This is a genomic window from Dorea sp. BIOML-A1, assembly GCF_009875615.1.
Lineage (GTDB): Bacteria > Bacillota > Clostridia > Lachnospirales > Lachnospiraceae > Dorea_A > Dorea_A amylophila.
In genome coordinates, this window is record NZ_WWSA01000003.1 from 107,608 (window position 1) to 132,522 (window position 24,915).

The following is a 24,915-nucleotide window of genomic DNA, read 5'->3' on the forward strand; positions in this document are numbered from 1 at the left end:
TACTTAAATATTACAATTCCTCTTCTTCAATATGCAGTCCGTCCCATTCTCCCCATTTTGTTTTTTTATGTTTAGTCAGGAAACGCTTTACCGGGATCCACAGATTATCTGTCTCACGCATGATCGAGCTTCCCATCTCCTGTTCCGTAATCCAGTCATGTTCTTCCGTATCGTAATAAGATGTCCGCTCTCTTTTTTCTTCCAGCAGTTCATCTATCATTGTTTTTCTTACTGGTTTTTCCATATCTTTTTCTTCTCTTTCCCCACATTCTGCGATTAGTTTCTCCAGACTGTAATTTTCTTCCATCGTTCCCTTATGCAGCAAAAATGCCAGCCGGACACATTCTTCTTCCTCGTAATCCGCAACTTTCACCATGTACTCTGTCAGCACATGGAATTTCTCCCATAGATCCTGCGTTGCCGGCGGATAATAGCAGAAAAAGAATTGCCCTTCCTCATAAAATATATATTCCGGTTCCAGTAGAATACAGTGGATATCCAGCAGATATTTTCCGGTTTCTTTCAGCACATTCCCAAACTGGTACATAAATTGCCGTATATCCTCCGCCTTTAACTTTGCTCTTGTATACATTGCCTGCATAGATATCTTTCCGCTTACATCATAATCATAATAACTGCTGCCATTCATGCCTCTTCCTGCCACCTTAAGGAATCCTTCCGGTGAATTGGCTTTCAGCATCTTCATCTGATAGTCCTCTTTATATAATACATGTTCTTCTATCGTTATCTTTCGTTCCATTCTTTCATTCCCCATTTATTTCTTTATCCTGCGGATATCCCGGATATACCGTTCCGGTTCTGTTACCGCTGCCCTGCTTTCTACCGCAAGTAACATCTTCCGTCTTTTCGCCACGGCCGACACATGGATCTCTTCTTTGCTCACGGAACATACCGCTACGGCTCCCGGAAAGAGGATGCACTTTTTCCCGACCCGCTCCTGAAATAAGGCTTTTAATTCCGCTTCCTGTATTCCGTCCTTTTCTCTGGCTTTCGTACTTCCGACAACAGCAGTCTCGTATGCTGCTCCCGCAATAATATTCTTGTCATGATAATAAAAACATGCCAGGACGCACCCCATAACAAGAAATAATATCATCGGCATCAGCAGGGACATTTCCACTGTAAAGCTTCCGTTCAGAGCATGTTTCTTATCTATGTTTATGATCCGTTCCATCTCACAGTCCTCCGATACATACGCCAAACAGATAGCCCACTGTCAGAAACGGATAGAATGGGAATGCAAGACTCTTCTTCCGTCTCAAGGTCACGCATCCCAGAGCAAGAATCCCCAGAATAAAAAATGAAGTCGCAAGAACTTCCAGAAGTCCCCATACACCCAGATAGATTCCAAGTATCAGAATCGCCAGACTGTCACCGTATCCAATTGCTTCCCGTGTAATCTTACTGATTCCTATAAATATCATACCGATCAGCCCGCCTCCCAGCGATACCATCCAGTCTATATTCTGTGTAACCGCCTGATATAGAACCGTTCCTGCCATACACAATAACAGTACATCTCTCGGAACTTTCCTGATCTTATAATCCATAAACGACAGTCCTGTCAGTATGACCATCGCCACGATGCGGCTTACCGTCCACATTTGGAACATGCCCCCTTTCCCGCTGCCTCCGATACCGGTATCGCATAGATTGTCCGTTTTAATCCACTGCATGACAATGAACTATGATACCGGTCTCCAAAATTTGTAATGTATATAGTTCCTGCATTTCCTTTCATGCAATGTTCACATGGATAATATCTGCCGCCACTTTCATTACGAAGATCAGACACCGTACCCATATGTGTCATCCGAATCGACAGATCCAGATAGGAACAATGATAATCTTTGTGATATACAAGACCGTTCTCCGTCACATAGACCGTATCATTTCCCATATCGGATAATCCCTCTTTTTCATATCCGCTCCATGCTTTTATCTTCATGGTTTCCCTGCATTTTACCTGTCTGATACCGAATACCGGCACAGGAATTTTCACCTGATATTCTGCGTTCAATGTTCCAATCCCGGTACGCACAGACATTCTTGATGCCGAACAGTCCATCCCACTGCTGCCGCCTGCAATGATACTTCTTTCCATCCTTGTCTCTCCGATTGCATAGACGACATCACGCTCTACCTTTGACGGCATCAGCATCTGTGTGATACAGGTGTCTTTTGCCGCCTGTTTTCCTGCATACTGCAGACTGCTCCTGACTGCAGTATGTACTGCCATCATTTCCAGAAGGTACAACAGTGTCGCAACCGCCAGGAAAAACAGCGGTACCGTTGCTGCCGCCTCTACGGTAACGCTTCCCTTTCTTTTATTACGGAATAATTTTTCCAATCGTGTTGAGGCGGATAAAGATACCCTTTCAGATACTGAATGATTGATAGGTTGTGAGGGGGAGAATAAATTATTTCTCATTTTGCGAATCCTGCTCCTTTCTTTATTATTTTTATATTTCCGGGATTTCTAACGATACCTGAAAGGGCATCTTTATCCGCCTCATGTCATTGTTCTTACACGCACTACTGATAGCCGTAATATGTCTGAAATCTATACGATATCCCTCTTCTCAGCTTACACACCGTGTCCACTTCCATTCTTCCGACACAGTAATCGATCCGAAATGACGGCTGGCTGTAAATCGTCTGCATATCCTTCTCGATCACTCCCATGGTTCTTACTGTTAATTTCCCTTTATCTTCCAGGAATAACAACATTCGCACATAGTCTTTGTAGTCCATACCACCTTCTACATCCGCCCCATCGCCGGTGTCTTCCTCTGTCCCAAGCTTCATAAGACCGGATAATGAGAGCTGCCAGCTTGCATCGTCTTTTACAACTGCAGTCTTTTTTCCATTCAGCAATGTTCTCACATCCATCACGGATTCCCCGTATGCCCATGCCAGAAGAATTCCCTGCGCTGCAGCTTCTGTAACCGCCGGTACCGCAAGCAGTGTACATAATGTCCCTGCCGCTGCCCGTGCCTCAGCCTGTCTGGTACTGTTGGTCTGCAGATACAGATAATTCGGCACGAATCTCAGCAGCACTAATTTGTTCGCGACCGCTTCCAGATTCTCCCGGTCACTTTGCCTGCCAGCCAGAATATATTCCACTTCATAGTCCAGGCTCCCACCCTTCGGTTCATCCAGAAAATCCGCAAAATGTTCCTGTATATACCCGCCCAGCAATACGGAATCCAGTGTTCCTCCTTCCGATTCCACATCTTCAAATGTTCCGTGACCGGTCTGATTCTCTCGGTTCTCCGGCATGTCCTCTGACACAATCTGTTTTTCTGATACCTGTGTTTCTTTCGGTAATACCAGATTCAAAATCGGTGCCTGCTTCAGTCCTGCTACATGTTCCAACGGATTTCCTTCACTTGGAAGTTCCATTTCCTGCCCGCTCAGAAGCTCCTCCAGATGATCTGTCTGCGCTTTTTCTTCTCTGGTAATTTCATCTGCCTGCCGTTCCTGATTCTTCCAGATGGAAGTACTTCCAAGATATTTGTCCGCCCATGAGATTCCGTATTTGTGTTTCATGTATTTACCGGCCTGATCCATGAACAATTCCCCATTCTGATCTGTGAACAGCCGGATTCTCTTTATATCATTTTCCATATCAGCACCGTAATATGACAGGCGGTCTAACAAATTCTGCTCACTGTATGTCCCGCTTTCATATCCTGCTTCTATGGCAAATACATCATAATGTTCCAGAAGTTCTTTTTGATATTCCGCAAATACGCACTCCACTGCCCGGTTCATATCTGCCCTTCTGTAATTCTTTGCCATCTGGATGGATGCGCTTTCCGTCAACGCAAGTACAAGCGAGACAAGCAGAATAAATGTCAGTGTCAGATATACCGTTACCTCTCCTCTTACATACCCTGTCGTCATCTCCTTCTTTCCGGTGCTCACCACACTTAAATTCCGGAACTTTCGCTGGTAATCTTTTCGAATATTGTCTGCACCAGACTGGTAAGCTGTGATTTGAAGATAATCACAAGTCCGATCAGTACGACCAGGATCAGGATCACTTCTACCACCCCGATCCCCCGGTCGTCTTTTAATACCTGTAATGCATATCGAATTCTCCACATACTGTATTCCCCTTTCTTCTTTTTCTTTTATTTTTCATCTATATCTGCAATGTCAGAAATGCCGGTACTATCACAATGACCAGTACCACCGCCAGCATAAGAAACATTGGAAGCAACAGCTTTGTCCCGGCTTCTTCCCCAAGCCTTTTTGCCTGTGCTTTCCGCTCTTCAAATGCCTGTATGGATTCCAGTTTTAACAGTTCTGTCAATCCTTTTGTTCCTTTCCGCAGATTCTGTGACAACAAAGCCCCCAGTCTTATATAAACCTGAACGTCACACCGTCTGCCGAAATTCTCATAGCTCTCCGATTCTGTCACACCACTGTCCATCTCATGACAGGTCTGTATCATTTCTTCATATGCGTACCTCTTTTTCCCTTCTTCTTTTTCTCTCGCATAGCCCTCGGTTACCTTTCTCCAGGCACGCTTTACCGTCATGCCTGCTCCTAAATACAATGTCAGTTTGTTGATAATATCCGGATAGTCCTTAAGCATCTGTTTTTTTCTGTCTTCCAGTGCCTTTTTTTCATTCTGTTTCTGTAATGCGCAGAGCAATATTCCGATCATTATGCTCATTGTGAGCACAATCATTCCCCGGTTATGAAACGGATGATAATAACGAAGTTCATTTTTCCCCAGACGTTCCGGCAGAATCAGCGTTTCCTGTTCCCGCTGCTTTTCATCTGCCTTTTTCATATTTTCCGTTACTATTTTCTTTATCTTTTCCTCTCCGCTTAACTTCTTAGGATATACACAGACTACGCACTGATAAGCTGCCTGTTCTTTTTCATTTTCCGTATAAGTAAGTACCGCATTCAGTTTTACAAGCGTTCCCTTTTCTGCAATATTCTTCTCCTGTATCTCGCCCTTAACATTCATTACATCATACCTGTCCAGTTCCCAGGAGACCGTCACCGGTTCTCCCGGAATCTCTGTGATCAGGTTCAGGTCTGTCTCCACATGATCCGGCGTCTGGTTTTCATTTAGTATCAGCCTGTCCATCCTCCGGATGATCCTTCCGAACAGTTCCTGTATCTCTTCTGTCGTATACCGGCGTTCCGATACTTCTATATCCGTTCTTATTTTTTTCTTTGTATCCCCGACTTTTACATCTAAGACTTCCGTCTTTGACCCTTTTCCGTAATCATTCCTCTCAATGGCCGGTTGTAGCTGCTTTACAGAACGAACGGCATCTGCTCCGGTCAGTAATATCCCGGATATGAACAGTACACAAGTCACCCGCACTATACGTCGATTCTCAATATCCTTATTCCCAGATAATAAGCGCCTGCGTAGATTCCAAGACATAATGTCATCACCCCGATTCCTGCCATATTCCCATATAATTCATTCATGAATTCCGGAAAACTAAGTGACATATAACCGATAATTCCATACGGCACTACCGACATGATCTGAAATTCATATTTCTTTGCAGCGAGCATGGTATCGATCTCTCTTTTCACTTCTATCTTGTCTCCGATCTGATTCGCTGTATTACGGATAATACCGATCATGTCCCCACCGCTTTTCTTTGCCGTTACGAATACGGTTACAAAACTCTTTACATCCTCCGACAGCACCTGTTCTGCAAATTCCTCCAGCACCTGTTCAACCGGAATATGTATCCGCAATTTTCTCGTAATAACCAATAATTCCTTAGAAATCCGGGCCTCCGGAGGATAAAGAATTTTTAATTCTTTCTGCGTTTCATAGAATGCATTTTCTACCGAATAGCCCGTGTTCAGTGCTGCCGACAGAGACTGTATCATCTCGCGGAACTGCTTCTGGAATTCCTGTTCCTTTTTCTTTTTCTCTTCTTTCAGAAATTCTCTGTATAGCCATATCCCCAGCGGGATCAGTGCCGGCACAGCCCATATCTTCCGGTAATAAAGCCATGCCGTAATCCCAATGAGTGTGGCAGCCTTTCCCCCGGCTGCCCCACGTTCTTTAAATGTGATATCCTGCTGCCATAAGCTTCTCGCGGTGACAAAGTTCTGCAATTTTTTTCCAGTCTCCGCTAACTTTTCTTTCCATCCTGATTTCTCTTTTTTCTTCATCTTCTGTTACATTCATCGCCTCCTTATATGCTTCTTCAAAGCAATACAGCGTCTGCAGGTGGATTTCTTCCTCCCAGTATCCCAGGACTTCTGTTACTTCCAGGACTTTTCTGGTCTTATCTCTCAGACGGCCGAGATGTACAATGATATCCAGACCGGAGGCGATCTGTCTCTGAATTGCAGGAAGGGGAAGATCCATTCCCATCAGTACCATCGTTTCCAGACGGCTTAACATGTCCTTCGGACTGTTTGCATGGCCGGTGCTGAGACTTCCGTCATGCCCCGTATTAAGTGCCTTTATATGGACTCCCTATGTTCCCATCATGCAGAAATACAATATCTGTACTTAATATACACTGTATATAACGTTATTATCTTGCCATTCCACAGTTGCAAAAAGAAAAGAGAGCCTTTCACAGCCCTCTTTCATATTGACTTTCTCATTCATTTGTCATACTTAACAGTTTGGCAACCAATGTCTCTAAACTTTTTCCCAAAAATGGGACAAAGTCTGGTATTGCACCAAATGCCATCCCAATTATTATCATTCGCCCACATTCTCTTGCAGATTCCAATGCAAATCCATAACTCAAAACACCTGTCAGAATAAATATAATTGATAAAAAGTAAAGCAAAATATTTCCCAACATCATCGGAATTTTTAATAACCAGCGAATCAATGTCATTACTGCAAGAATTAAATATAAAAACACTTTTATTATGTACTTAACCAACATTTTTAATCCCTCACTTTTTTGTCTTTCCGGACAGCAAGAATCTTGCCATCCGGACTTCCTTTTTTTTGCTATCCGGACTTCCACTTTTTTGCTATCCGGGCTGCAAAATTCTTGCTATCCAATGCAGTTCATTATCCTTTTGTGTATATCATTTCCGTCAAAATCATCTCTTCTGCATCATGACAAATGGCATTCATCCTCCTTGTCCATTCCATGTTGTCCTGCCTTTTTAATTTCTCTGTAATTCCTTGTTTCTCCATCATCTGTTTTACTAATTGTTCTTCCCTATCCCTTGCTTCTGCATCAATCTGATTCAAATGCTCGACAAGTTTTCCTTGTAACAACAATATTTGATATTTTGCCTTTCTGTGTTCCTGTAAATAGCTTTTACGAAGCATCCCATATTTCCCATAAGTTGGTTCGATATCTGTAAGTGCCAATTTTGGCAAATAATAATCACCACATAACATATAAGTAAGTCCATTTTTCTCATCATAAATTTCGTTCTGCATAAAATATTCTCCTTTTCTTCCTATAATTGGTCGTACATCTTCAACAGTGTTCCCTTTTTCATTTGACTATATTTCACCTGTAATTCTTCATATTTTTTCTGAAGACTTTCATATTCGTTTTTCGGAACACTATCGGATAATTTCTGTTCTAAACTCTTAATCCGTGCTTCCTGTGCTTTTGCAATAGCATCACTTTTAGGATTTCGCAATATCATTCCCTGTTGTTTTTCCTTCAATTCCATCATGACCTGTTTCACATTCGGATTATTATAGAAAAAACCTCTGGAAAGTCCTGTTAGTTTTGTAAGTTCAGCAACTGAAATTTTTATATTTTTTCTATACATTGTTTCAATAGCTGTTATTGCTGTTTCCGTCATTTCCGCACTTTTTTCTTTTGCCAGTGCTACCATTTTATCGTGTTTCTGCATTTTCCTTTTCCCTCCTGTATTGTGCTAATAATTCATTCATTTCATCTCGTACAGCCTTTGTATCCTCCGCTAATGCTTCGTTTCTTAACCGCCGATAATGTGGTATGGTTCGTGTATCCTTATGCCCCAACAGCCTTGCAATGCTATCATCATCTAATTTCATTTCTGTAAGTTTTACTCCAAAAGTATGTCTAAAACGATGTGTACGAAACTCAAAATAATTTCCATTATCATCCCTGATATCATTTTCATAAATCATGATATTTACATGATATTTCAGCATTGAATCTGTATACAATTTTCCATTATCTTGCAGAAAAATATATTCTGAATCTGGATGCTCCTTTTCTGAAACTTCTATTGCTTTTCTAATCAATTCTGCCAGCTGATTGCTAACTGGTCTTTTATATTTCCTTGTTTTCTGCTGGATAATAGTTATAAAATAATGTCCAGATTTCTCAGATAAGCAATCCCTTCGCAAAGTCAACGTATCCTCTATTCTTGTACCGAGCATCTGATGTATTATTAAACATCTGCCTAACTGGGGCTTTAATTTTGTTAATGCACAATTAAATCTTCTGATTTCTGCATCTGAATACGCTTCTGGTAAAGCGTTGTCATATGCTCTGCAATCACTGGACAGAAAAAGGTTGCATATATTTCCTATTTCCAGTTCACGCCCTATTTCATCCAACAGATTATCCAAAACCGACAGCTCTGTCGTGTAACTGACTGATGTAAGACCAGTATCCGTTTTTATATAAACCAGATAATCTTCTATCATATCCCTGCTAATTTCTGTAAAGTGCTTTACTTCTGGGAATCGATCATACATGAAACTAGCAAACCGACGGAATCCACGCAATTCACCTTTTATACTACCCATTGCTTTTGTCTGGCAGTGGCTATACAATATTTTCTTTATTATCTCTTTAAATTCTTTCTGCCTGATCTCACGAAAATCTAATCTATATCTTCCACGAATCGGATTACTCCTTGGCACAATATCCAACTTTCTCATATCCCATACATCTTTTTCATTTTCTGGAATATCTGCTGTTTTACACTTCACAACATACTCATAATACATTTTCAGAAAAGAAATCTGAGCGCTACTTTGTTGCTCAACATTCCGCCTATCCGGTCTATTTCTTCTAACATACAGCGCCAATCCTTTTTTATATAAAAATGCTTTATAACTTCTCTCCAGTTCTTCCCATTTTTTATCAGTGATGCTACTACAACTTGTACACTTCTCATTCAGAAATTCTTTCAACAGATCAAATCTGTAAATATCATTTACTACTGTTGATAATGACAAACGTCTACATCTATCATCGATATACCCATAAATCTCATCCTGCATCTTTTCATTATGAATCTCTGATATGTAGTACACCCTGTTTTCCTTCCATTTCAGTCCTGCCAACTGTTTTTCTGTAGCTTGTTGATAACAGTCATACGAAATCAAATTAATATTACCTTTCATCATCTTCTGCTCCTTTCAATTTAAATGACTGATTTTTAGAGAAATATTTATCTTCAGCCGATACAATACGTTCCGGCATGAAATCAATGTACTGTTTTGTCATATTCTCACTTGAATGTCCTAGATAATCTCGTACCCCTTGTATAGAAACCCCATTTCCGTACATTGAAGTTGCAAGGTTATGTCTGTAATCGTGTGCTCTAAAGATATAATCTCCGCAGGCAATCCCACGAACCTTACACTCCCGAATCATCTGATTTGAAAATGTCTGTCCATTAAATGCACCACCCTTTTTATTTTTGAATAAATACTCCCCATTTTTTATTCCGTACTTTTTTTCATAATCATTCACCAGTCCAACCAATAAACTGGGAACAGGAATGACTTTTTCTCTCCGCATTTTGCTTTGATATATGCGCATCCAATTCTCATTGCCTTGTGAATAAAAGGCTCCCGATTTTATTGTACAAACCTCGCTTTTCCTAATTCCTGTGCAAAACAAAATCAAATACATCAACTGTAAATGCTCTGGGAATGCCGGCAGCTCCTTAATCAGATGAGCAATTGTTTTTTCTGGAACACTTCTTTCATTGTGTTCTGAAAAACCTTTTTTTAAAAATCGTTCCGGATAAAACTTCAACACTTCAATATTTTTCATTTTCAAAAACTGTAGAAATGTATGCATATGTGTGATATATCGGTTAAAAGTAGAATACTTAATATCGGACTTATCCAAAACAGACACATAACCCTCTATATCTTGTATCTCCAGTTCAGTTACTTTCTTACTCTGTCCATCCAGATATTTTAAAAATTGTGAAATAAAACTTATTGTATTTCGGATATTTGATAAAGACAGATCCGATATCCCGACCAAATATTTTGCGTATAATTGTAAATACCAACGATTTTCTTTTTCGTAAATATTAATAAATGAAAGGCTTTTAACAGGTGAACTAGCATTGATTCTCGATTTATCAAACTGAAACCTATCCATATACCAGATACACGCTCGCCAATTTGTCTCTGAATCTGTCAGAAATAACGTTCTTCTCGCAAACTCAACAATCTTAGAAGCCTGTTTTTTTATAATTTCCGACTCCTTGTTTAAATACAGATAAAATCTGTTTTCGTCTGCCTGTTCCATTTCTTCAATATCATCTATTCCGTACTTATCGCAAAATCGTATAAGTGCTTTTAATGGTTCTAAAAAATATCTTCGATGTCTTTGTACCTTATCCATATTCAGAATTTCACACAGCAATATTTTTGTCTGTCGCACCAACTGTGATGAATGTATCCTCGTTAAGTCCCATAACAAATCATTCTTATCAACCACCTGACGGAAAGATTGTGCTTTCTTCTTATTGGGGACATACAGCAAAAACAATTTGTCTTGCTTAAAAAACTCCTGTTCTACAGAGAAGGGCTTTCCTTGTGAATAGACATCCGGCATATTTTCTATTTTTAAACGATCAAATAAGCTCAGTAATTCCGCTTTATATTTTTCTGAAATATCCTCTTTTTCAAGAGAGTCCATATACATTTTTCTCGTTTCATAGTTAATATCTGCAGTACACTGTATATCTGTATACTGGAAAAATTTGTATAACCGGTTATAGTATTTTGCTTCTCCATTTGTAACTAAAGATATTTCTTCCTTTAATTTCTCAGATATTTTTTCCTGATATAACTTCGGAACAATTTTTAATACTGCCAAGGTAATCCCTCCTTCCTTTTACAGAAAATCTGCAATTTGGTATAAATCTTCATTATTTGAGTAGTATTGATCTGTCGCTTCTATCAATCGTTCATTATTTTCACCCAAGTATTTAATGGTAGTTTCGACTTTCTTATGCCCCAGGGCAAAACGAATGTCATTCAAATCCCATCCTTCTTTTCTTCTTTCCTCCGCAAAATAGTGTCGGAGCTGATGCGGATGGGAATTGATATCCGTTTTTTTGGATAGCCTTTTCAACATGCTATACACAGAATCCGCATCTAATGGCTCTCCTTTGTTTTTTCCTGTCAATTTTGTAAATAGATACTCCGAGTTCATCAAACTTTTTCGGTTATCAGAAATGTACTTAACCAAGAACTCAAAAGTTGTATTACTTAACAAAGCCATTCTATATTCTGCATTTTTTGCCCTTGCCAAGTTGCTATTGAATTCACGATACCTTACCCGAACCGTCCTTCTTTCAAAATCAATATCTTCGGTATAATGGATTCCCAGAATTTCCCCTAATCTAAGACCGGTTTCTGCCATCATTGCTATCAGCAATCGATCTCTATCATTCGTACAGGCATTTATCAGTTCCTGTATTTCTTCGGATGTTATTTCTTCCAGATTAGGTTCTTCTTCTTTGAAGAAACCTTTAAACGAATTCACTGCATTTTGATGATTTACTCCCATACTGTCAAAATACGATACTTTTTTTACTCGTAAGACTTTAAGCATTGGCAAAACATCTTCCAGTGCCAAAAACTGGTAGTATCTGAAGACTGCACCAAGATACATATTGCAGGTCTTATTGCTCGTCTGTGTGTTATGCTCAGTATGCTTTCCACTCTTAACCCAATACAAGAAATCAATAAAATGTTTATTCTGCTCTGAATAGGATAGCAATGTAATCTCATCCAATCCTATCGTTTGCTCCTGCAGAAAATTGTAATAATATGAAAGTGCGAAAGCTGCGGATTTTACAGTATTCGGAGAAGCATTAATCTGATCCAGATGCTTCAAATACTTTGATGGAAGGATTTCAATTTCTTCAATATCAGAAATAATCAAAAAACGTGGTCTATTATCTTTCAAAATCGAAACAACCCTATATTTCAATCCACAGCCCTCCTTCCTTTCTTTTTGATTCATTTGACTTCTTTGACTTCTTGATTTACATTATACACAAAGATATCAAAATGTCAATTACGTTTTTGACTTCTTTGACTTTTGCAAGAATATCAATAAAGCATTTTTTGATTTCTTTATGTTTTAAATTGATTTTTAGGGATATAATTGATAAGATAAAATACAAGAAGTCAATTTATACAAAGTCAAAGAAGTCAAGAGGAGATTTGAATGAACGAATTTATATCAAATTCAGGCACACTAATAAATCCTGACAGCGTTTACGATCAGGAAAGATTCATCAATATACTTCAAATCATTTTACAGAAAAAAACACAAAAAGAATTATCTGAACAAACAGGCTTAAATAATGCAACCATTTCACGAATGCTCAACGGTGCCCGATCTGGAAGACCATATAAAAGCACTATTGATAAAATTGCAAAAGCCATTGATGATCCAGAACTTATCCAAGAATTATATGATGCAACGGGATATTCTTCTAAGAAAATACGGGAACGAAAAAAGATAATTGCAGACAATGGATTTTCTCTGGATCTCTCTACTGTTCAGGTGCATGAAAAGTTTTTTTCTACTTTAATGCGTGGACTTTCCATGATGACAAGTCTGCATAAAGTTGAATGGACAATAAAATCTGGAACGCCCAGATCATACGATTATTTAATTGAATTAAAAGAGGGAAATATAGATTATTGGTATATTAGATATGTAGATAGAATTACTTCTGATGAAGAAAGAAAAAAAGCCTTAACTGCCATTTATGGAGAATTTGCAAAATTGAAATTGGACGGAAAAATTAAAGTTTCTTGCGCCACTCCTTCTTACGAAGATTATGATTATTTTGTTACAATTCCACCATACCAATTAAATACAAATGCTTCAATTATACATTTTGATTCTGAACTCGAAAGATTTGCAGACGAAACCTTTTTAGAGACAGCTTTACCACTTAAAGAAAATATTCCTGTTAAGGATTTTTGTAATCTTACCGAATCACTGATACTATAACTTTTTAATTTTATCACAGAGAGAGTTGCTTATGACTCTCTCTTTTTTTAACGCTTCCTCCTCCCATGTTCTAACTCATTATGGCAAATCATTTTCTAAAGCAAGTATCGCCTAGAGTAACTCAAAATCCCATTTCTGGATTATGATTCTCTGACGAACTTAATGGAGATTACGATTCCCCATACCCTCAATATCACAAAATATCAAATTTTGCTATTAGCTCATAATAAGTTTTCGCAGCTATCTGTTTTTGCACTCATAGTTATCAAAAGCTTTTTATAACCATCTGCTTCTATCGGCTGCAGATTCAAAATTTTATTATTCAAAAATAAATAAAAGTGGATTCCACCAAAATACCCATCACAAAAAATGTACTGGACACTTTTATTCATTATATTTGCACCGACAACTGGAAGTTATCTTCCTGCTTACGACTTTCCAACAACATAAACTCCAAATATCATTTTGATAATATAAAGATACTTCTTTCTTACCCCAGAGCAAGATCCACCTGTGTTTAACAATATTGTCTTTCCGACAAATGTTCTTTCATCAGGTTTTTATCTTGCTGGGGATTCCCCAAACCCATTCTTTCTATTTATGCCGAGGTTACTGTACACATTAGAGCAAGATCCACCCCGGTAATACCATATCGCTATTTTAGCAATATGATATTTTCCGGACGTAGGATTCTTGCTGAGGATTGTGCTCCCCAGTCCCTCACATTCAGCATAAATATACACTTGGTTCCCCGAATTTTTCCGGTCACAACACAGGGATATAAAATAGACTAAATATCTCTATATCCCTGTGAAATCACTATGTGATTTTAAAAACAGCAAGGACAGGAAGTGTGGATACACTTCCGCAAAATTGCCAATTTCGGAGCCTTATCCAAAATTGAAAAATACATAAAAAATAAAAATCCAAAACCTTACTCAGTATCCAAATTTATGATTTTTTACAAATCACAAAAAACCAATATGAAAATTTTACAAATTTTGTACCACCTGTAAAATTCCCATATTGGTTTTCATTCAGCTTTTATGGATTTGAAATATTCTATATTTTCCAAATATTCTGTGCATTAGCTAAGAGCCATTCTGCACGATTTTCTATTTCATGTTCGTTCCAATCATTTTTTTGAAGTACGTCATGTAATGTATAAAGTCCGCTCGCACACAAAAGTAAACCTGGTTTATTTTGTCCCTTTCCCGCCTTTTTTACATTCCATGCAGCATCACGTATAGATGCATTTAAAGTTTGCGGAATAATCGCCAAATTCCCCAATGTCAGTAATAGAGAATCTCTCTTTTTTGCATCATCTTCTGTCGCACAAGCCCCCCAATTATTTCTCCATTTCTTTGGCATTAAATGTTCCAAACTGTAATTGTCAAATCCAAGCAATGCTGTAGAACTATTGTCTGAACGAATTTTACTTTCTAACAAATAAATAATTCCTTTCGATTGCAGATTAACCAGTTTTGATGTTTCAAAGCCAATTTTCATTTCATTATCATTTGGACAATATGTAGTTGCATCACCATTATTCGTAAAATTGAAGAATGCTCCAACATACTCGTTATCCTCAATCGTCACTGTTTTCCCTTCAATAAATTCCAATGAATACTCCGGCTCTTTATTTCCACAAGCAGTCAGACCTATCAAAAGAACACTTGTCAGTAATAAAAACAATTTTTCATTTTGTACTGCCCCTTAATTTTCTTTTACCATTCTCTGATAGAGTTTCATCAACTCAGCTACACATTCAGCCTCAGTCATCTTTGTTCCAAACCCGTATGCTGCCATAACTGCTTTATCATTTGCGATATGCGCTCTACGTAATTCTGTTGGCATGGTCAACGGATCATACATATCTGCGAGACTACTGTCTGGGAAAAGTGCTCTGGCATCCAAAATTCTATGTGCTGTTTCTTCGATTTTCTGTTTCTGCTGTTCTGTTGGCTCCGGCCATGGAAAATTGTTATATACGATTTTTGCAGAATATCTATAGTCACTCTTTAATCTACCACACACTACTCTCGTCCATGCCATGTGTACGTTAGAGGTAATAATTCCAAATGTATACAAATCAGCGTTTGGAATACACTGGACAGAATCCGTTATAATCGTTTCTGGCGATTCATATCCCATCGGTATATATCTTCTATTTTCCGATGATACCCTTGGTACAATTATATATGGTTCATCTGGCTGTCTAATTTGTTGAAACAATGTTGGTGAATCCGCACTTTTTACAGTAACAGCTTTTGTGCTTTTCAATCGAAATTCACGAACCTGTTGAACACGCTTTTTTATCATCGGCAACTTGTTTAATTCTTTTGGAGAAATATCTCTCAGCCATAAGCAATATCTCTCTTTAGAATTTATAAATTCCTCTGCTCCATAAACCCTGCGAACGAACTTTTTAGATTCTGGCTCATTTTGTATGAGTTCATCTTTTTCGTCTGGTGACAAAAACAAATATCCCCCATCCACTGGTTTATTTCCATTTGTTATCTTAGGGACATTACATAATGGATTAGTACGACTGTTAATAAAAGTAATCGGAGCATCTATTAGGTACGGACTAATTTGTACCGTTTCTTCAACCGCTCCATTATCATACAAACGACATTTTCCCTTTGACATTGATGTGCTAAAACCTATAATAACGCAATGAACCGCCGCTTTTAATTTTGCCTCACTTCCCCATACAAATGTCCTGTGTGCAAAATCTATATGAATATTAAACTGTTTATATAGTTCAGTCCAAACATAAGACACCTGCTCTCCCTGTGTAATGGAATTAGTAGAAACAAATGCCGTTCTAACCTCTGAACCCTCCATCATTTTTGCAGCCTTAAAATACCATGCCGCGACATAGTCGATTTTACCTGCCGTTGAAGTTGATTTTCCATTTTCGTCTACATATACATTCTCAATGTCTTTCTTTTGGCTTTCTGATTGATACGAATATCCAACAAAAGGTGGATTTCCCATAATATAAGATAGACCTGTTGCTGGAATGACCTCATTCCAATCCAATCTTAAAGCATTTCCTTCTGTAATATTTACATATGTCTTCAAAGGAAGAAAATCATCATTAAATCCATAAACAATACTTTTTGTTTCTTCTAACATCTGCGATTCTGCAATCCATAGTGCTGTCTTTGCAACGGTTACTGCAAAATCATTAATTTCTATTCCGTAAAATTGCTGTATTGAGACTTTAATTGGGTTATGAGCTTCTACTAAAGTCATTTGTCCTCCAACTCTTTCACGTATCACTTCATTCTCCAAACGTCGAAGTGATAAATACGTTTCTGTGAGGAAATTTCCAGAACCACATGCCGGATCTAGGAATGTAAGTGTTGCTAATTTATTCTGAAATTCGTCCAGCTTTTTATCTTTAGTCCGCTTTACCTGAATTTGTTTTATTGCATTAAACTCTTTCTGTAAATCTTCCAAAAAAAGTGGATCAATGACTTTATGAATATTTTCGATAGATGTATAATGCATTCCTCCAGAACGTCTGGTCTCAGGATTTAATGTAGATTCAAATACGGCTCCAAATATAGTTGGAGAAATATCACTCCAATCAAAATCTTCTGACGCTTTTGTAAGAAGTAATTCTTTAATTTCCTCTGTAAAAGGTGGTATCTCAATAGTTTCATCAGCAAATAACCCGCCATTTACATATGGGAACTGAGCAAGATCTTCCTCCAAATACTCGTCCCGATCTGATATCGGCGTATCTAATACTTTAAATAATTCTATTAATGCTCTTCGACAATCCCTTACTTCATATGTTACCAAATAATCATGAAACATATTTCTCTTACCCAAAATTCCAGCATCTTCTGCATATAAGCAAAAGACAATCCGTACACATAAAGCATTCAGGCTCTTTAATTTATGCTCTCTTTTTTCTTTCTGTTCGGACGTTTCATCTTTTTCTTTAATATCCGGTATACGATATTGTTTTAAAAACGCATCATAAATAAGCCCAACAATATCTCCTGCTTTTATTGATACTTCCATTTCATGCGATATTGTCTTTACTTCTTTTTCCACCAAGAAATCCAACAATGGATATTTGCTTTGTAATTCATCTAAAGCAATCTTTGTCGGTTCTGGCTGTTTCTGGTTCATATCATAAATCCAAATTTCCGCAAAATTTGACGTAACAATCCACCGAGCTCTTTCATCAAAAGTTAGCTTTCCATTATATCTGTCTGCCTGTTCAAATGGAGTGAGATCAACATCTCCTGAATTCCTGATTTTCTGATCCAAGGCTTTTCCAAGACTCTTCTGTTCAATAATCACTCGCGTTTCAGGAATATATACATCAATACGTTTTGTATTTCCATCAATTACAACTTTCTTTTCAAAGTTCAAACGTTCTGTCACATTATCCATTCCCAAAACATTCGTCAATAAATCAATCCAATAAGAACGTCCATCTTCATCTTCTTTCCCTTTTCCCATCCATCGGTTTACAAATTGACGGGCAGCCTCTCTTTGTTCTGCATCTGTCATGCTTTTTTCCTCCTAAATAATCGTGCATTCACAAATCTTTCTCCGACTATTTTTACATATCATATCCACAGTATATCATAAAATTATTACAGAACAGCATTCATATATCATTATTTGTATTGTGTCTGCACACAAGGAACTTCTACCGCCAAATCATAATAATATTGATACATGATCATGTTATCTTTTGCTTCTATATACACTCTCTGAGCTTCTTTCATCAAGTTATTCCAAATATCTTTCCATTCACTAGGAGCTGAATCTAAAAACCACATATTATTAAATGACATTTCTATCGTCCCCCATAAATCATCTTCTTTACGCTCAGTTTTTATATTCATCTGCATATTTCGTGCAATTTCCAATGCATCTTTTTGTAAAAAAGTGAACTTCACTACTTTTTGAGGATCTGGAACTTTCTTAAAACGACGCATATGAGCTTCTGCCTTTTTAATAATTGTTTCCAATTGTTCATCATGCCATTTTTTATCCTCTAGTATCTCTTCTTCTGACATTTGCGCTTTTTCTTCATTAATTTCTCTTTGCATTTCTTCCAATTCACGCTGTGCAATATCATAATATTTCTTTTCAATCACCATAATCTCCCAACTCCATAAAAAAAGAAACAGTCAACATTTTCGTTACAACTGTTTCCTTTATTTTTGAAGTCCCCGGAGCATTTGTATCACTACATTCTGTTCTTTTTCATCAAGATTATTCCAAATATTCAGAACCTCTTGTTGTGATTCTGATAAGCTTACTGGAACATCCATTCCGGCAAAGAATTGTGCCATTGTTACTCCCAGTGCATCACATATCTTTTCTACAGTAGGCATGGTTGGTAAACTTTCTTTAGCAATAATTTTTCCAATCGAAGATTGAGATATACCAGTCAATTGTGACAGCCGATATTTACTCATATCACGTTTTTTACATAAAGCTATAATATTGTCCGCAATATAATCCTCTGTACGCAAGTAAATACACCTCTTTCCGATAGTAGTTACCTTAATTGTAACTAGAAATCCGCAAAAATATTAGAGATGTATCTTACAAGTATTTACTAAGGGAAACAGTAGTATTAAAACAAAAAAAATAGAACTATATAAAGTTGTATTCCATTAATGTCAGCTTATTATCTAAATGCTCATATTCTCTTTGTACCTCTTCAATTTTATCATATAGTTTCAGCACTGTCGAACCCTTTATCATTTTATTTTCTTGGCACATCTGCCGGAATTTTTCTTTGTACTCCCGCAGTATTCTTCCTTTTTCCTCTAATTCCTCCAGTGTTTTAATTTCCTCTTTATCTGCCATGTATTTTCCTCTCAGACATAATTTTTAATACATAAATAATAACCTTTTTTTCGCTGTTGTTCAATTACAACTTATCGCCTTTTTCTCCCATCAATCGACAATCTTCTTTTTGCTATATACATATGATATACTTCTTTTTATACAACCAATTACTATTGTATAACTCACCATTTTTTCTATCTACAACACAAAAAAGTCAAGTTGTGATGGAAAGGAGGTGAGGACATGGAAATAAATTATGCACTTATAGGCAAACGTATAAGAGAAACCCGCAAACAACGAGGATTATCTGCCGAGGAGCTGGCTGAAATCGCTGATCTTTCTACTGTTTATATAAGCTATATAGAAAATGCCAAACGTAAACCCAGTTTAGAATCTTTAATCAAAATTAGCAATGCCCTTGAAATTACTATTGATGAATTACTCTATGGAAACTTGTTATACAATCCTACGGAATATCAAACTGATATTGATTTATTAATGGCAGATTGTACCAGCACTGAAAAACGTTACATATTCGAGGTTCTTTCAGCCATAAAGAATATTTTACGAATCAATGATTGGCATCTATCCTCAAAACACAATTACGATGCTGATAACCCGAATGATTATTAAATCATTCAATAACAATCAAATATCTATTTCTACATAAACCATCTGTTAATCACTTAACTGATGGTTTATGTCTTTTTCAATCCAAAAATTCTATGATAGTTATATCAACTATAAAGGATGTCGCTATTGATGAAAGAAAGTGAAGAACGCAGCAGTAATATTGATGAACAGAAAGCCAGAATCCGGCAAAGATACAAAGGTATTGATCCAGAAGAACTGGAAGTAATTCCGGCACTTCCACCAGAGGATATTTTTAAAACAGAAAAAAAACTACGAGTAGCTGTATATGCAAGGGTATCTACGGATGATCCACGCCAAACATCCTCATATGAATTACAGAAAAATCATTATCAGGATGTAGTAAATAAAAATCCGAATTGGATGCTTGTCGAAATATATGCCGACGAAGGCATTTCAGGCACTTCGCTTCAACATAGAGATGCATTCAAAAAAATGATTGAAGATTGTGAAGCCGGAAAAATTGATTTAATCATAACAAAAAGTGTATCCCGATTTGCAAGAAACGTTGTTGACTGTATCCGATATGTACGAGAGCTTTCTTCACTCCGTCCACCCGTCGGTGTATTTTTTGAAACAGAGCATTTAAATACTCTTGATCCCAAAAGCGAAATGATTCTGTCATTCATGTCAACACTTGCACAGGAAGAAAGTCATACCAAAAGTGAAATTATGAATTCTTCCATTGAAATGCGTTTTCGTCGGGGAATATTCCTTACACCTCCTCTGCTCGGATATGACCAAGACGAAAATGGAGATCTTGTAATCAATCCACATGAAGCTAAAATTGTGCAGCTTATTTTTTATATGTATCTGAATGGAAGCAGTACTCAACAAATTGCTGATTCTTTGACAGAACTCGGTTGTAAAACAAAAAAGAATAATGATGTCTGGTCATCCAGTACCATACTACAAATCCTTCAAAATGAACGCCATTGTGGGGATGTTCTGGCGAGAAAAACATGGACTCCTAATTATCTTGACCATAAATCAAGGAAAAACAATCAAGACCGTAATCAATACAGAAAAGTCGGACATCACGAAGCTATTATCTCCCGAGATGATTTCATAGCTGTTCAAAAATTAATTACAAATGCGAAATATGGAAATAAAGAGATTTTACCAGAATTACATGTGATACAAGAAGGCTCTCTAAGTGGATTTATAAGCATTAATCCAAGATGGTCTGGATTTAAAGCTAGAGACTACTTTGAAGCATCTCAAAGCGTCCTTAAACCGGCAAATATGAATGTACCTGATACAATTACTGCTTCCGCCGGTTCCTTCGATTTAAGAGACTATGAAGTTGCCAGAGGACAATTTTTCTCCTCTGTTGGTCGGATTTCTGTTTCTTTTTCATATAAACAGATCTCTTTTAACAAAGATGCTATACGGAAATTTCCAAACATAAAATTTGTCGAACTGCTAATACACCCAAGCTCAAAACTACTTGCTATCCGACCATGTTCCTCTGAAACAAAAAATAAAGTGCAGTGGTCACGTCTCAAAGATGGTCAACTTATTCCAAAACCAATTTCCGGCGCTGCATTTTTGCCAACATTATACGAGATATTTAAATGGGACAAAAAATGCAAATATAGAATATTAGGAGTTGCCCACCAAAAAGGCAATGAAAATGTCCTTATTTTCAACATGGACGATACAGAAATACGAATACCGACAAGTACCAACGACGTATCCGCCCCCAATAACAACATGCCTGATACAATATCTGATTCTAAGAGTGTGTTAGCTTATCCTGCCGATTGGATGAATAGCTTCGGTAATAATTACTATACTCAGTCTCAAGCGCCAGAATTAACAGAATTTACAGCAGACAAAAACTGGCAGACTGCTTCAGAAAGTAAACCTTATAAAGAACCCGAGCTACAAACCACTCCCAAAGAAACCATTATACAAAATATAAAGAATATTATTACAGAAATTAAAGGAGACACCCAATGAGCGAGCAACCTATAAATCAATGGAATATGACTACAGAACCTTCTGATATGATGAAAATCAACACACCTATGCCAATAACAGTCGCGCCCAGCCCCTCAAATCAAATGGAAGTCATTGACGATGATTCTTTCAGCTATGACGGTTATCAAGTTGTACGTGGCGAATTCTTCGCTCATATTTACGAACCTTCGTTTACGTTTAATAACTACAAGGTATCTGTAAATACCGCCTGCATAAAAAAACTACCCGATGTCGAATATGTGCAAATATTAGTCAATCCCATTGAAAAAAAACTGGCTGTCCGTCCCTGTCGAGAAGAAGAAAAAGACTCTTTTCGTTGGTGTTCCTCTGGAAAAAAGCGTTCGCCAAAACAAATCACCTGTCGAATTTTCTTTGCTAAAGTGATATCTCTCATGGACTGGAATCCTAATTATCGGTACAAGATTCTCGGCAAACTAATTCGTTCTGGCAATGAAATACTGTTCATTTTCGATTTAACTTCACCTGAAATATTTCCTCGTACTCTAAAAGACAATGGAACTGTAACCACTGCTAGGACACCTTCTTATCCTGAAGAATGGAAGAATCAGTTCGGTATTCCAGTGGAAGAACATCAAAAATCAATGCAAGTCAATATATTTGAAGGCTACGCAGTATTTGACATACAAGAAAAGAAGAAGGCAACTGATAAATCCATAGAAAAAGCAAAAGAACCATCAACAGCAGAAAGTGAGGAAAAATCCTATGAACAACAAACACTCTTCCCATCCACTAATATGTATTGACTTTAAAAAGAATCGTATACGAATCCACCGCAATACACTCCGTCAAATTGGTAACCCAGAATATATTCAACTTCTTGTTAATCCTGATCAAAAAATGATAGGTATAAAGGCTAGTTGTGCGGAGGATAAATTGGCACATAAAGTTAAGGATTATTTTGTCATCAATGGTAACAGTTATGAATTGTACAGCCGAGAATTACTATATTCACTTTCCCAACTTAACCTTTCTTGGGAGAAATTTAACATTTTTCGTTTAGAAGGCAATATTTACCCAGATAAAAAAATAGCTCTATTTTCCATGGATAACATCATCACAAAACTGCCACAAACAGAATTCAAATCAGAAATAATGGGAGATGAGTATGCGCAATTATAGTATATATACATTAAAAACAAAACTAGAATTCACCAATTTGTATCAATATCTCAGTGAAAAAGATTATAAACAACTTGAACAACAGATATTATGTCATTCCTATCACACCCCCATCTGCACATGGAATGGTATTGTCATTAATGGTATAGAAGCATATGAATTATTTCGTAAACACAGTATTCCTTTCCGAATAAAAAGACTCCATTTTTCCAGTAAAGAAGATGTAATTTCATGGATATGTACTGACCAACTTAAACGAGAGGATTTAACCAATATCAATAAAAAATACCTGATTGGGAAAAAATATGATGCTGAAAAAATTATAGTTTCAAGACAACTTTCATCTACGAATAAATCTCATATTTCCGGTGCAAGCATCGCAGCAAAAAAAATATCCGAAGAATGTAATGTAGCAATGGCTACCGTTTACAAATATTCTGCTTACAGTAGTGCACTAGATATAATTGATGAAAAAGTTCCGGATTTTGTCAAACGAGTTCGTTCTGGTCAACTCTGGATTTCCCAAGCTAATATTATTGAGCTTTCAGGATTACCAAAAGAGCAACTTTTAAGTCTAAATAACTACCTTCTTGCCGAAAAGATAGAACATCTCAGTTATCATGATATGAAAAGGGAATTACTATGGAATAATTACGCCAAACCGATGTTAAGGAAAGAATCTTCCGTTTCTATTCCTTCAATACGCAACCTGCCACAATTTGATCCAGATGCGGAAATTGCAAGTCTTACATTGACGATTCCCTCGTGGAACAGTTCTATCGAAAGAGTATTAAAAGTTTCAGATTTTAAAATTGCATCTGATACAGCAAAATATAAGCTTAAATATCAGCTTATGTGTCTAATATCAACCACAAATAATATTTTAAAAAAATTGGAGGAAATATAATTATGGATGGAAATACCGAAGATTTACAAAAGTTTGTTCCCCAAGTGCATTTTGAGCAAATACCTATTAAAAATTTATGTTCAAATCAAGATTATCAACGTAATCTTTCCATCAAACACGTTCAGCGTGCTGCAGCTAATTTTGACCTTTATCAGATAAACCCTGTAAAAGTAAGTAGACGTGATGGGATAAATTATGTGTTCAACGGACAACACACTATAGAGATTGTTGCTCTCGTCTCTGGATCAAGAGAAACTCCTGTCTGGTGTATGGTTTATGATGATCTTGTTTACACCCAAGAAGCAGATATTTTTGCAAATCAGATGAAATATGTCAAATCGTTATTACCTTATGAAATATTCATGGCTAATATTGAAGCTGGTAATGATAGAGAACTTATTATTCGTGACCTTGTTGAATCATATGATCTCACTATTACTTCTTCCTCTCGCCCCGGAGGTATATGTGCTGTATCCACTTTAATTAATATCTATGAAAAATATGGTTTTCACACTCTTGATCGTGTTTTACGCCTTTGTGTTGCCACATGGGAAGGTGCGCCTATGTCCTTTAGTTCCAATATGCTTAATGCTATTGCCCGTCTGGATAATGCTTATGGAGAAACAATGAAAGATGACACCTTCAAAGAAAAAGTTGGGCGTGTCTCTGTCAGAGAAATCAGTCGTACTGCCAGAGAACGTCGTGCCGGTTCATTAGGATTCGCAGAAGCTCTTTTACTAGAATACAATAAAAAATCCAAGTATTCACTTCCTTTTGAGAAATTATACACTCATAAAACACCCAAAAAAGAACCATCAACTGAAGATGAATCCGGTCAAAGTTCCACTCCAGAAGGTCAGTTAGATTTATTTTCTACGGATCAAGAGAATACTCAGGCTCTGCCAAACGAATAGCGCAGAGCCTTCAGCCTTTAATTCTATCCATACTTTCAAAAGAACACCCTGCTTTAAGGCTCTCTTTCATACAATCACTATTTTATCTTATCCCAAATTCATCAACCGCTCCATCCGCCACCTTATATATGAATACCCATTCCAAATATTTGCTTTTACCGGATACTCTTTCCTGTAAACAAATACAGTGTGATATTTAACAAAATGTATTCTACACCAATTATGTATATCTTTCATA

26 protein-coding genes and 1 pseudogene are annotated in these 24,915 nt (G+C 37.2%); 7 read left to right on the forward strand and 20 right to left on the reverse strand.

Translation table 11 applies throughout. The features are described from left to right. Positions 1–10 precede the first annotated feature (10 nt). From GT508_RS01980 to GT508_RS02050, 15 genes and pseudogenes are all read right to left on the reverse strand, one after another. Positions 11–760, reverse strand: coding sequence for a DUF6382 domain-containing protein (locus tag GT508_RS01980; protein WP_028087039.1), 750 nt, complete (start codon positions 758–760; stop codon positions 11–13). 15 nt (positions 761–775) lie between these two features. Next, the gene (locus GT508_RS01985; RefSeq protein WP_161143466.1) at positions 776–1,195 is read right to left on the reverse strand and encodes a TadE family protein; all 420 of its coding nucleotides are present in this window, start codon (positions 1,193–1,195) and stop codon (positions 776–778) included. 1 nt (position 1,196) lies between these two features. Further along, the gene (locus GT508_RS01990; RefSeq protein WP_055283329.1) at positions 1,197–1,625 is read right to left on the reverse strand and encodes a prepilin peptidase; all 429 of its coding nucleotides are present in this window, start codon (positions 1,623–1,625) and stop codon (positions 1,197–1,199) included. Next, a complete protein-coding gene (locus tag GT508_RS01995; protein ID WP_161143467.1) occupies positions 1,613–2,452 on the reverse strand; it encodes a TadE/TadG family type IV pilus assembly protein in 840 nt (279 codons plus the stop codon). The genes GT508_RS01990 and GT508_RS01995 overlap by 13 nt, the downstream gene beginning before the upstream one ends. Before the next feature lie 104 nt (positions 2,453–2,556). After that, the gene (locus tag GT508_RS02000; protein WP_161143468.1) at positions 2,557–3,930 is read right to left on the reverse strand and encodes a DUF5702 domain-containing protein; all 1,374 of its coding nucleotides are present in this window, start codon (positions 3,928–3,930) and stop codon (positions 2,557–2,559) included. A 26-nt stretch (positions 3,931–3,956) separates the two neighbouring features. Next, entirely contained in the window at positions 3,957–4,133 is a 177-nt protein-coding gene (locus GT508_RS02005; protein ID WP_006428847.1) for a Flp1 family type IVb pilin, read from the reverse strand. Positions 4,134–4,171: 38 nt separating this feature from the next. After that, positions 4,172–5,440, reverse strand: coding sequence for a type II secretion system F family protein (locus GT508_RS02010; protein ID WP_161143469.1), 1,269 nt, complete (start codon positions 5,438–5,440; stop codon positions 4,172–4,174). Beyond that, entirely contained in the window at positions 5,377–6,135 is a 759-nt protein-coding gene (locus GT508_RS02015) for a type II secretion system F family protein (protein ID WP_227080196.1), read from the reverse strand. The genes GT508_RS02010 and GT508_RS02015 overlap by 64 nt, the downstream gene beginning before the upstream one ends. Further along, positions 6,083–6,493, reverse strand: a pseudogene (locus GT508_RS02020) (ATPase, T2SS/T4P/T4SS family); the annotation flags it as partial. The pseudogene GT508_RS02020 and the gene GT508_RS02015, both read right to left, overlap by 53 nt. A 139-nt stretch (positions 6,494–6,632) precedes the next feature. Continuing rightward, the gene (locus GT508_RS02025) at positions 6,633–7,013 is read right to left on the reverse strand and encodes a hypothetical protein (RefSeq protein WP_227337809.1); all 381 of its coding nucleotides are present in this window, start codon (positions 7,011–7,013) and stop codon (positions 6,633–6,635) included. A gap of 47 nt (positions 7,014–7,060) precedes the next feature. Next, positions 7,061–7,441: a TnpV protein gene (locus GT508_RS02030; RefSeq protein ID WP_008374212.1), complete on the reverse strand. Its 381-nt coding sequence runs from the start codon at positions 7,439–7,441 to the stop codon at positions 7,061–7,063. A gap of 20 nt (positions 7,442–7,461) precedes the next feature. Then, positions 7,462–7,851, reverse strand: coding sequence for a DUF6262 family protein (locus tag GT508_RS02035; protein WP_227218205.1), 390 nt, complete (start codon positions 7,849–7,851; stop codon positions 7,462–7,464). A 1-nt stretch (position 7,852) separates the two neighbouring features. Beyond that, a complete protein-coding gene (locus GT508_RS02040; protein ID WP_227337806.1) occupies positions 7,853–9,361 on the reverse strand; it encodes a tyrosine-type recombinase/integrase in 1,509 nt (502 codons plus the stop codon). Then, entirely contained in the window at positions 9,348–11,078 is a 1,731-nt protein-coding gene (locus tag GT508_RS02045; protein ID WP_161143470.1) for a tyrosine-type recombinase/integrase, read from the reverse strand. The genes GT508_RS02040 and GT508_RS02045 overlap by 14 nt, the downstream gene beginning before the upstream one ends. A gap of 18 nt (positions 11,079–11,096) precedes the next feature. After that, positions 11,097–12,233 (reverse strand): tyrosine-type recombinase/integrase, encoded by a 1,137-nt coding sequence (locus GT508_RS02050; protein WP_242859092.1) that lies wholly within the window; start codon positions 12,231–12,233, stop codon positions 11,097–11,099. A gap of 207 nt (positions 12,234–12,440) precedes the next feature. Here GT508_RS02050 and GT508_RS02055 point away from each other — a divergent pair, with 207 nt between their 5' ends. After that, positions 12,441–13,238 carry a helix-turn-helix domain-containing protein gene (locus GT508_RS02055; protein ID WP_015513596.1) on the forward strand — a complete coding sequence of 266 codons (798 nt, stop codon included), beginning with the start codon at positions 12,441–12,443 and terminating at the stop codon, positions 13,236–13,238. Between the two features lie 1,062 nt (positions 13,239–14,300). On the opposite strand, the gene GT508_RS02060 is transcribed toward GT508_RS02055, so the two are convergent. From GT508_RS02060 to GT508_RS02080, 5 genes are all read right to left on the reverse strand, one after another. After that, positions 14,301–14,861 (reverse strand): HNH endonuclease family protein, encoded by a 561-nt coding sequence (locus GT508_RS02060; protein ID WP_055057189.1) that lies wholly within the window; start codon positions 14,859–14,861, stop codon positions 14,301–14,303. Between the two features lie 93 nt (positions 14,862–14,954). Beyond that, positions 14,955–17,780, reverse strand: a complete 2,826-nt coding sequence (locus GT508_RS02065; RefSeq protein WP_161143471.1) for a DNA methyltransferase — start codon at positions 17,778–17,780, stop codon at positions 14,955–14,957. 110 nt (positions 17,781–17,890) lie between these two features. Further along, positions 17,891–18,379 carry a hypothetical protein gene (locus tag GT508_RS02070; protein ID WP_055297401.1) on the reverse strand — a complete coding sequence of 163 codons (489 nt, stop codon included), beginning with the start codon at positions 18,377–18,379 and terminating at the stop codon, positions 17,891–17,893. A gap of 57 nt (positions 18,380–18,436) precedes the next feature. Further along, on the reverse strand, positions 18,437–18,757 hold the full coding sequence (locus tag GT508_RS02075) for a helix-turn-helix domain-containing protein (RefSeq protein WP_013976760.1): 321 nt from the start codon (positions 18,755–18,757) through the stop codon (positions 18,437–18,439). A 124-nt stretch (positions 18,758–18,881) separates the two neighbouring features. Further along, a complete protein-coding gene (locus tag GT508_RS02080) occupies positions 18,882–19,097 on the reverse strand; it encodes a hypothetical protein (protein ID WP_055057201.1) in 216 nt (71 codons plus the stop codon). Positions 19,098–19,322: 225 nt separating this feature from the next. Between GT508_RS02080 and GT508_RS02085 the strand changes: the two genes are divergently transcribed. The 6 genes from GT508_RS02085 to GT508_RS02110 all read left to right on the forward strand — a co-directional run bounded on the left by GT508_RS02085 (position 19,323) and on the right by GT508_RS02110 (position 24,677). Then, positions 19,323–19,712 carry a helix-turn-helix domain-containing protein gene (locus tag GT508_RS02085; protein WP_008374249.1) on the forward strand — a complete coding sequence of 130 codons (390 nt, stop codon included), beginning with the start codon at positions 19,323–19,325 and terminating at the stop codon, positions 19,710–19,712. Between the two features lie 129 nt (positions 19,713–19,841). Next, a complete protein-coding gene (locus GT508_RS02090; RefSeq protein ID WP_055145187.1) occupies positions 19,842–21,695 on the forward strand; it encodes a recombinase family protein in 1,854 nt (617 codons plus the stop codon). Further along, positions 21,692–22,480 (forward strand): hypothetical protein, encoded by a 789-nt coding sequence (locus GT508_RS02095; RefSeq protein WP_055145192.1) that lies wholly within the window; start codon positions 21,692–21,694, stop codon positions 22,478–22,480. Before GT508_RS02090 ends, GT508_RS02095 begins: the two co-directional genes overlap by 4 nt. Beyond that, a complete protein-coding gene (locus GT508_RS02100) occupies positions 22,440–22,856 on the forward strand; it encodes a hypothetical protein (RefSeq protein WP_044999283.1) in 417 nt (138 codons plus the stop codon). The genes GT508_RS02095 and GT508_RS02100 overlap by 41 nt, the downstream gene beginning before the upstream one ends. Further along, positions 22,843–23,763, forward strand: coding sequence for a hypothetical protein (locus tag GT508_RS02105; protein ID WP_055145197.1), 921 nt, complete (start codon positions 22,843–22,845; stop codon positions 23,761–23,763). Before GT508_RS02100 ends, GT508_RS02105 begins: the two co-directional genes overlap by 14 nt. 2 nt (positions 23,764–23,765) lie before the next feature. Beyond that, positions 23,766–24,677 (forward strand): DUF6551 family protein, encoded by a 912-nt coding sequence (locus tag GT508_RS02110; RefSeq protein ID WP_161143472.1) that lies wholly within the window; start codon positions 23,766–23,768, stop codon positions 24,675–24,677. Positions 24,678–24,915 lie beyond the last annotated feature (238 nt).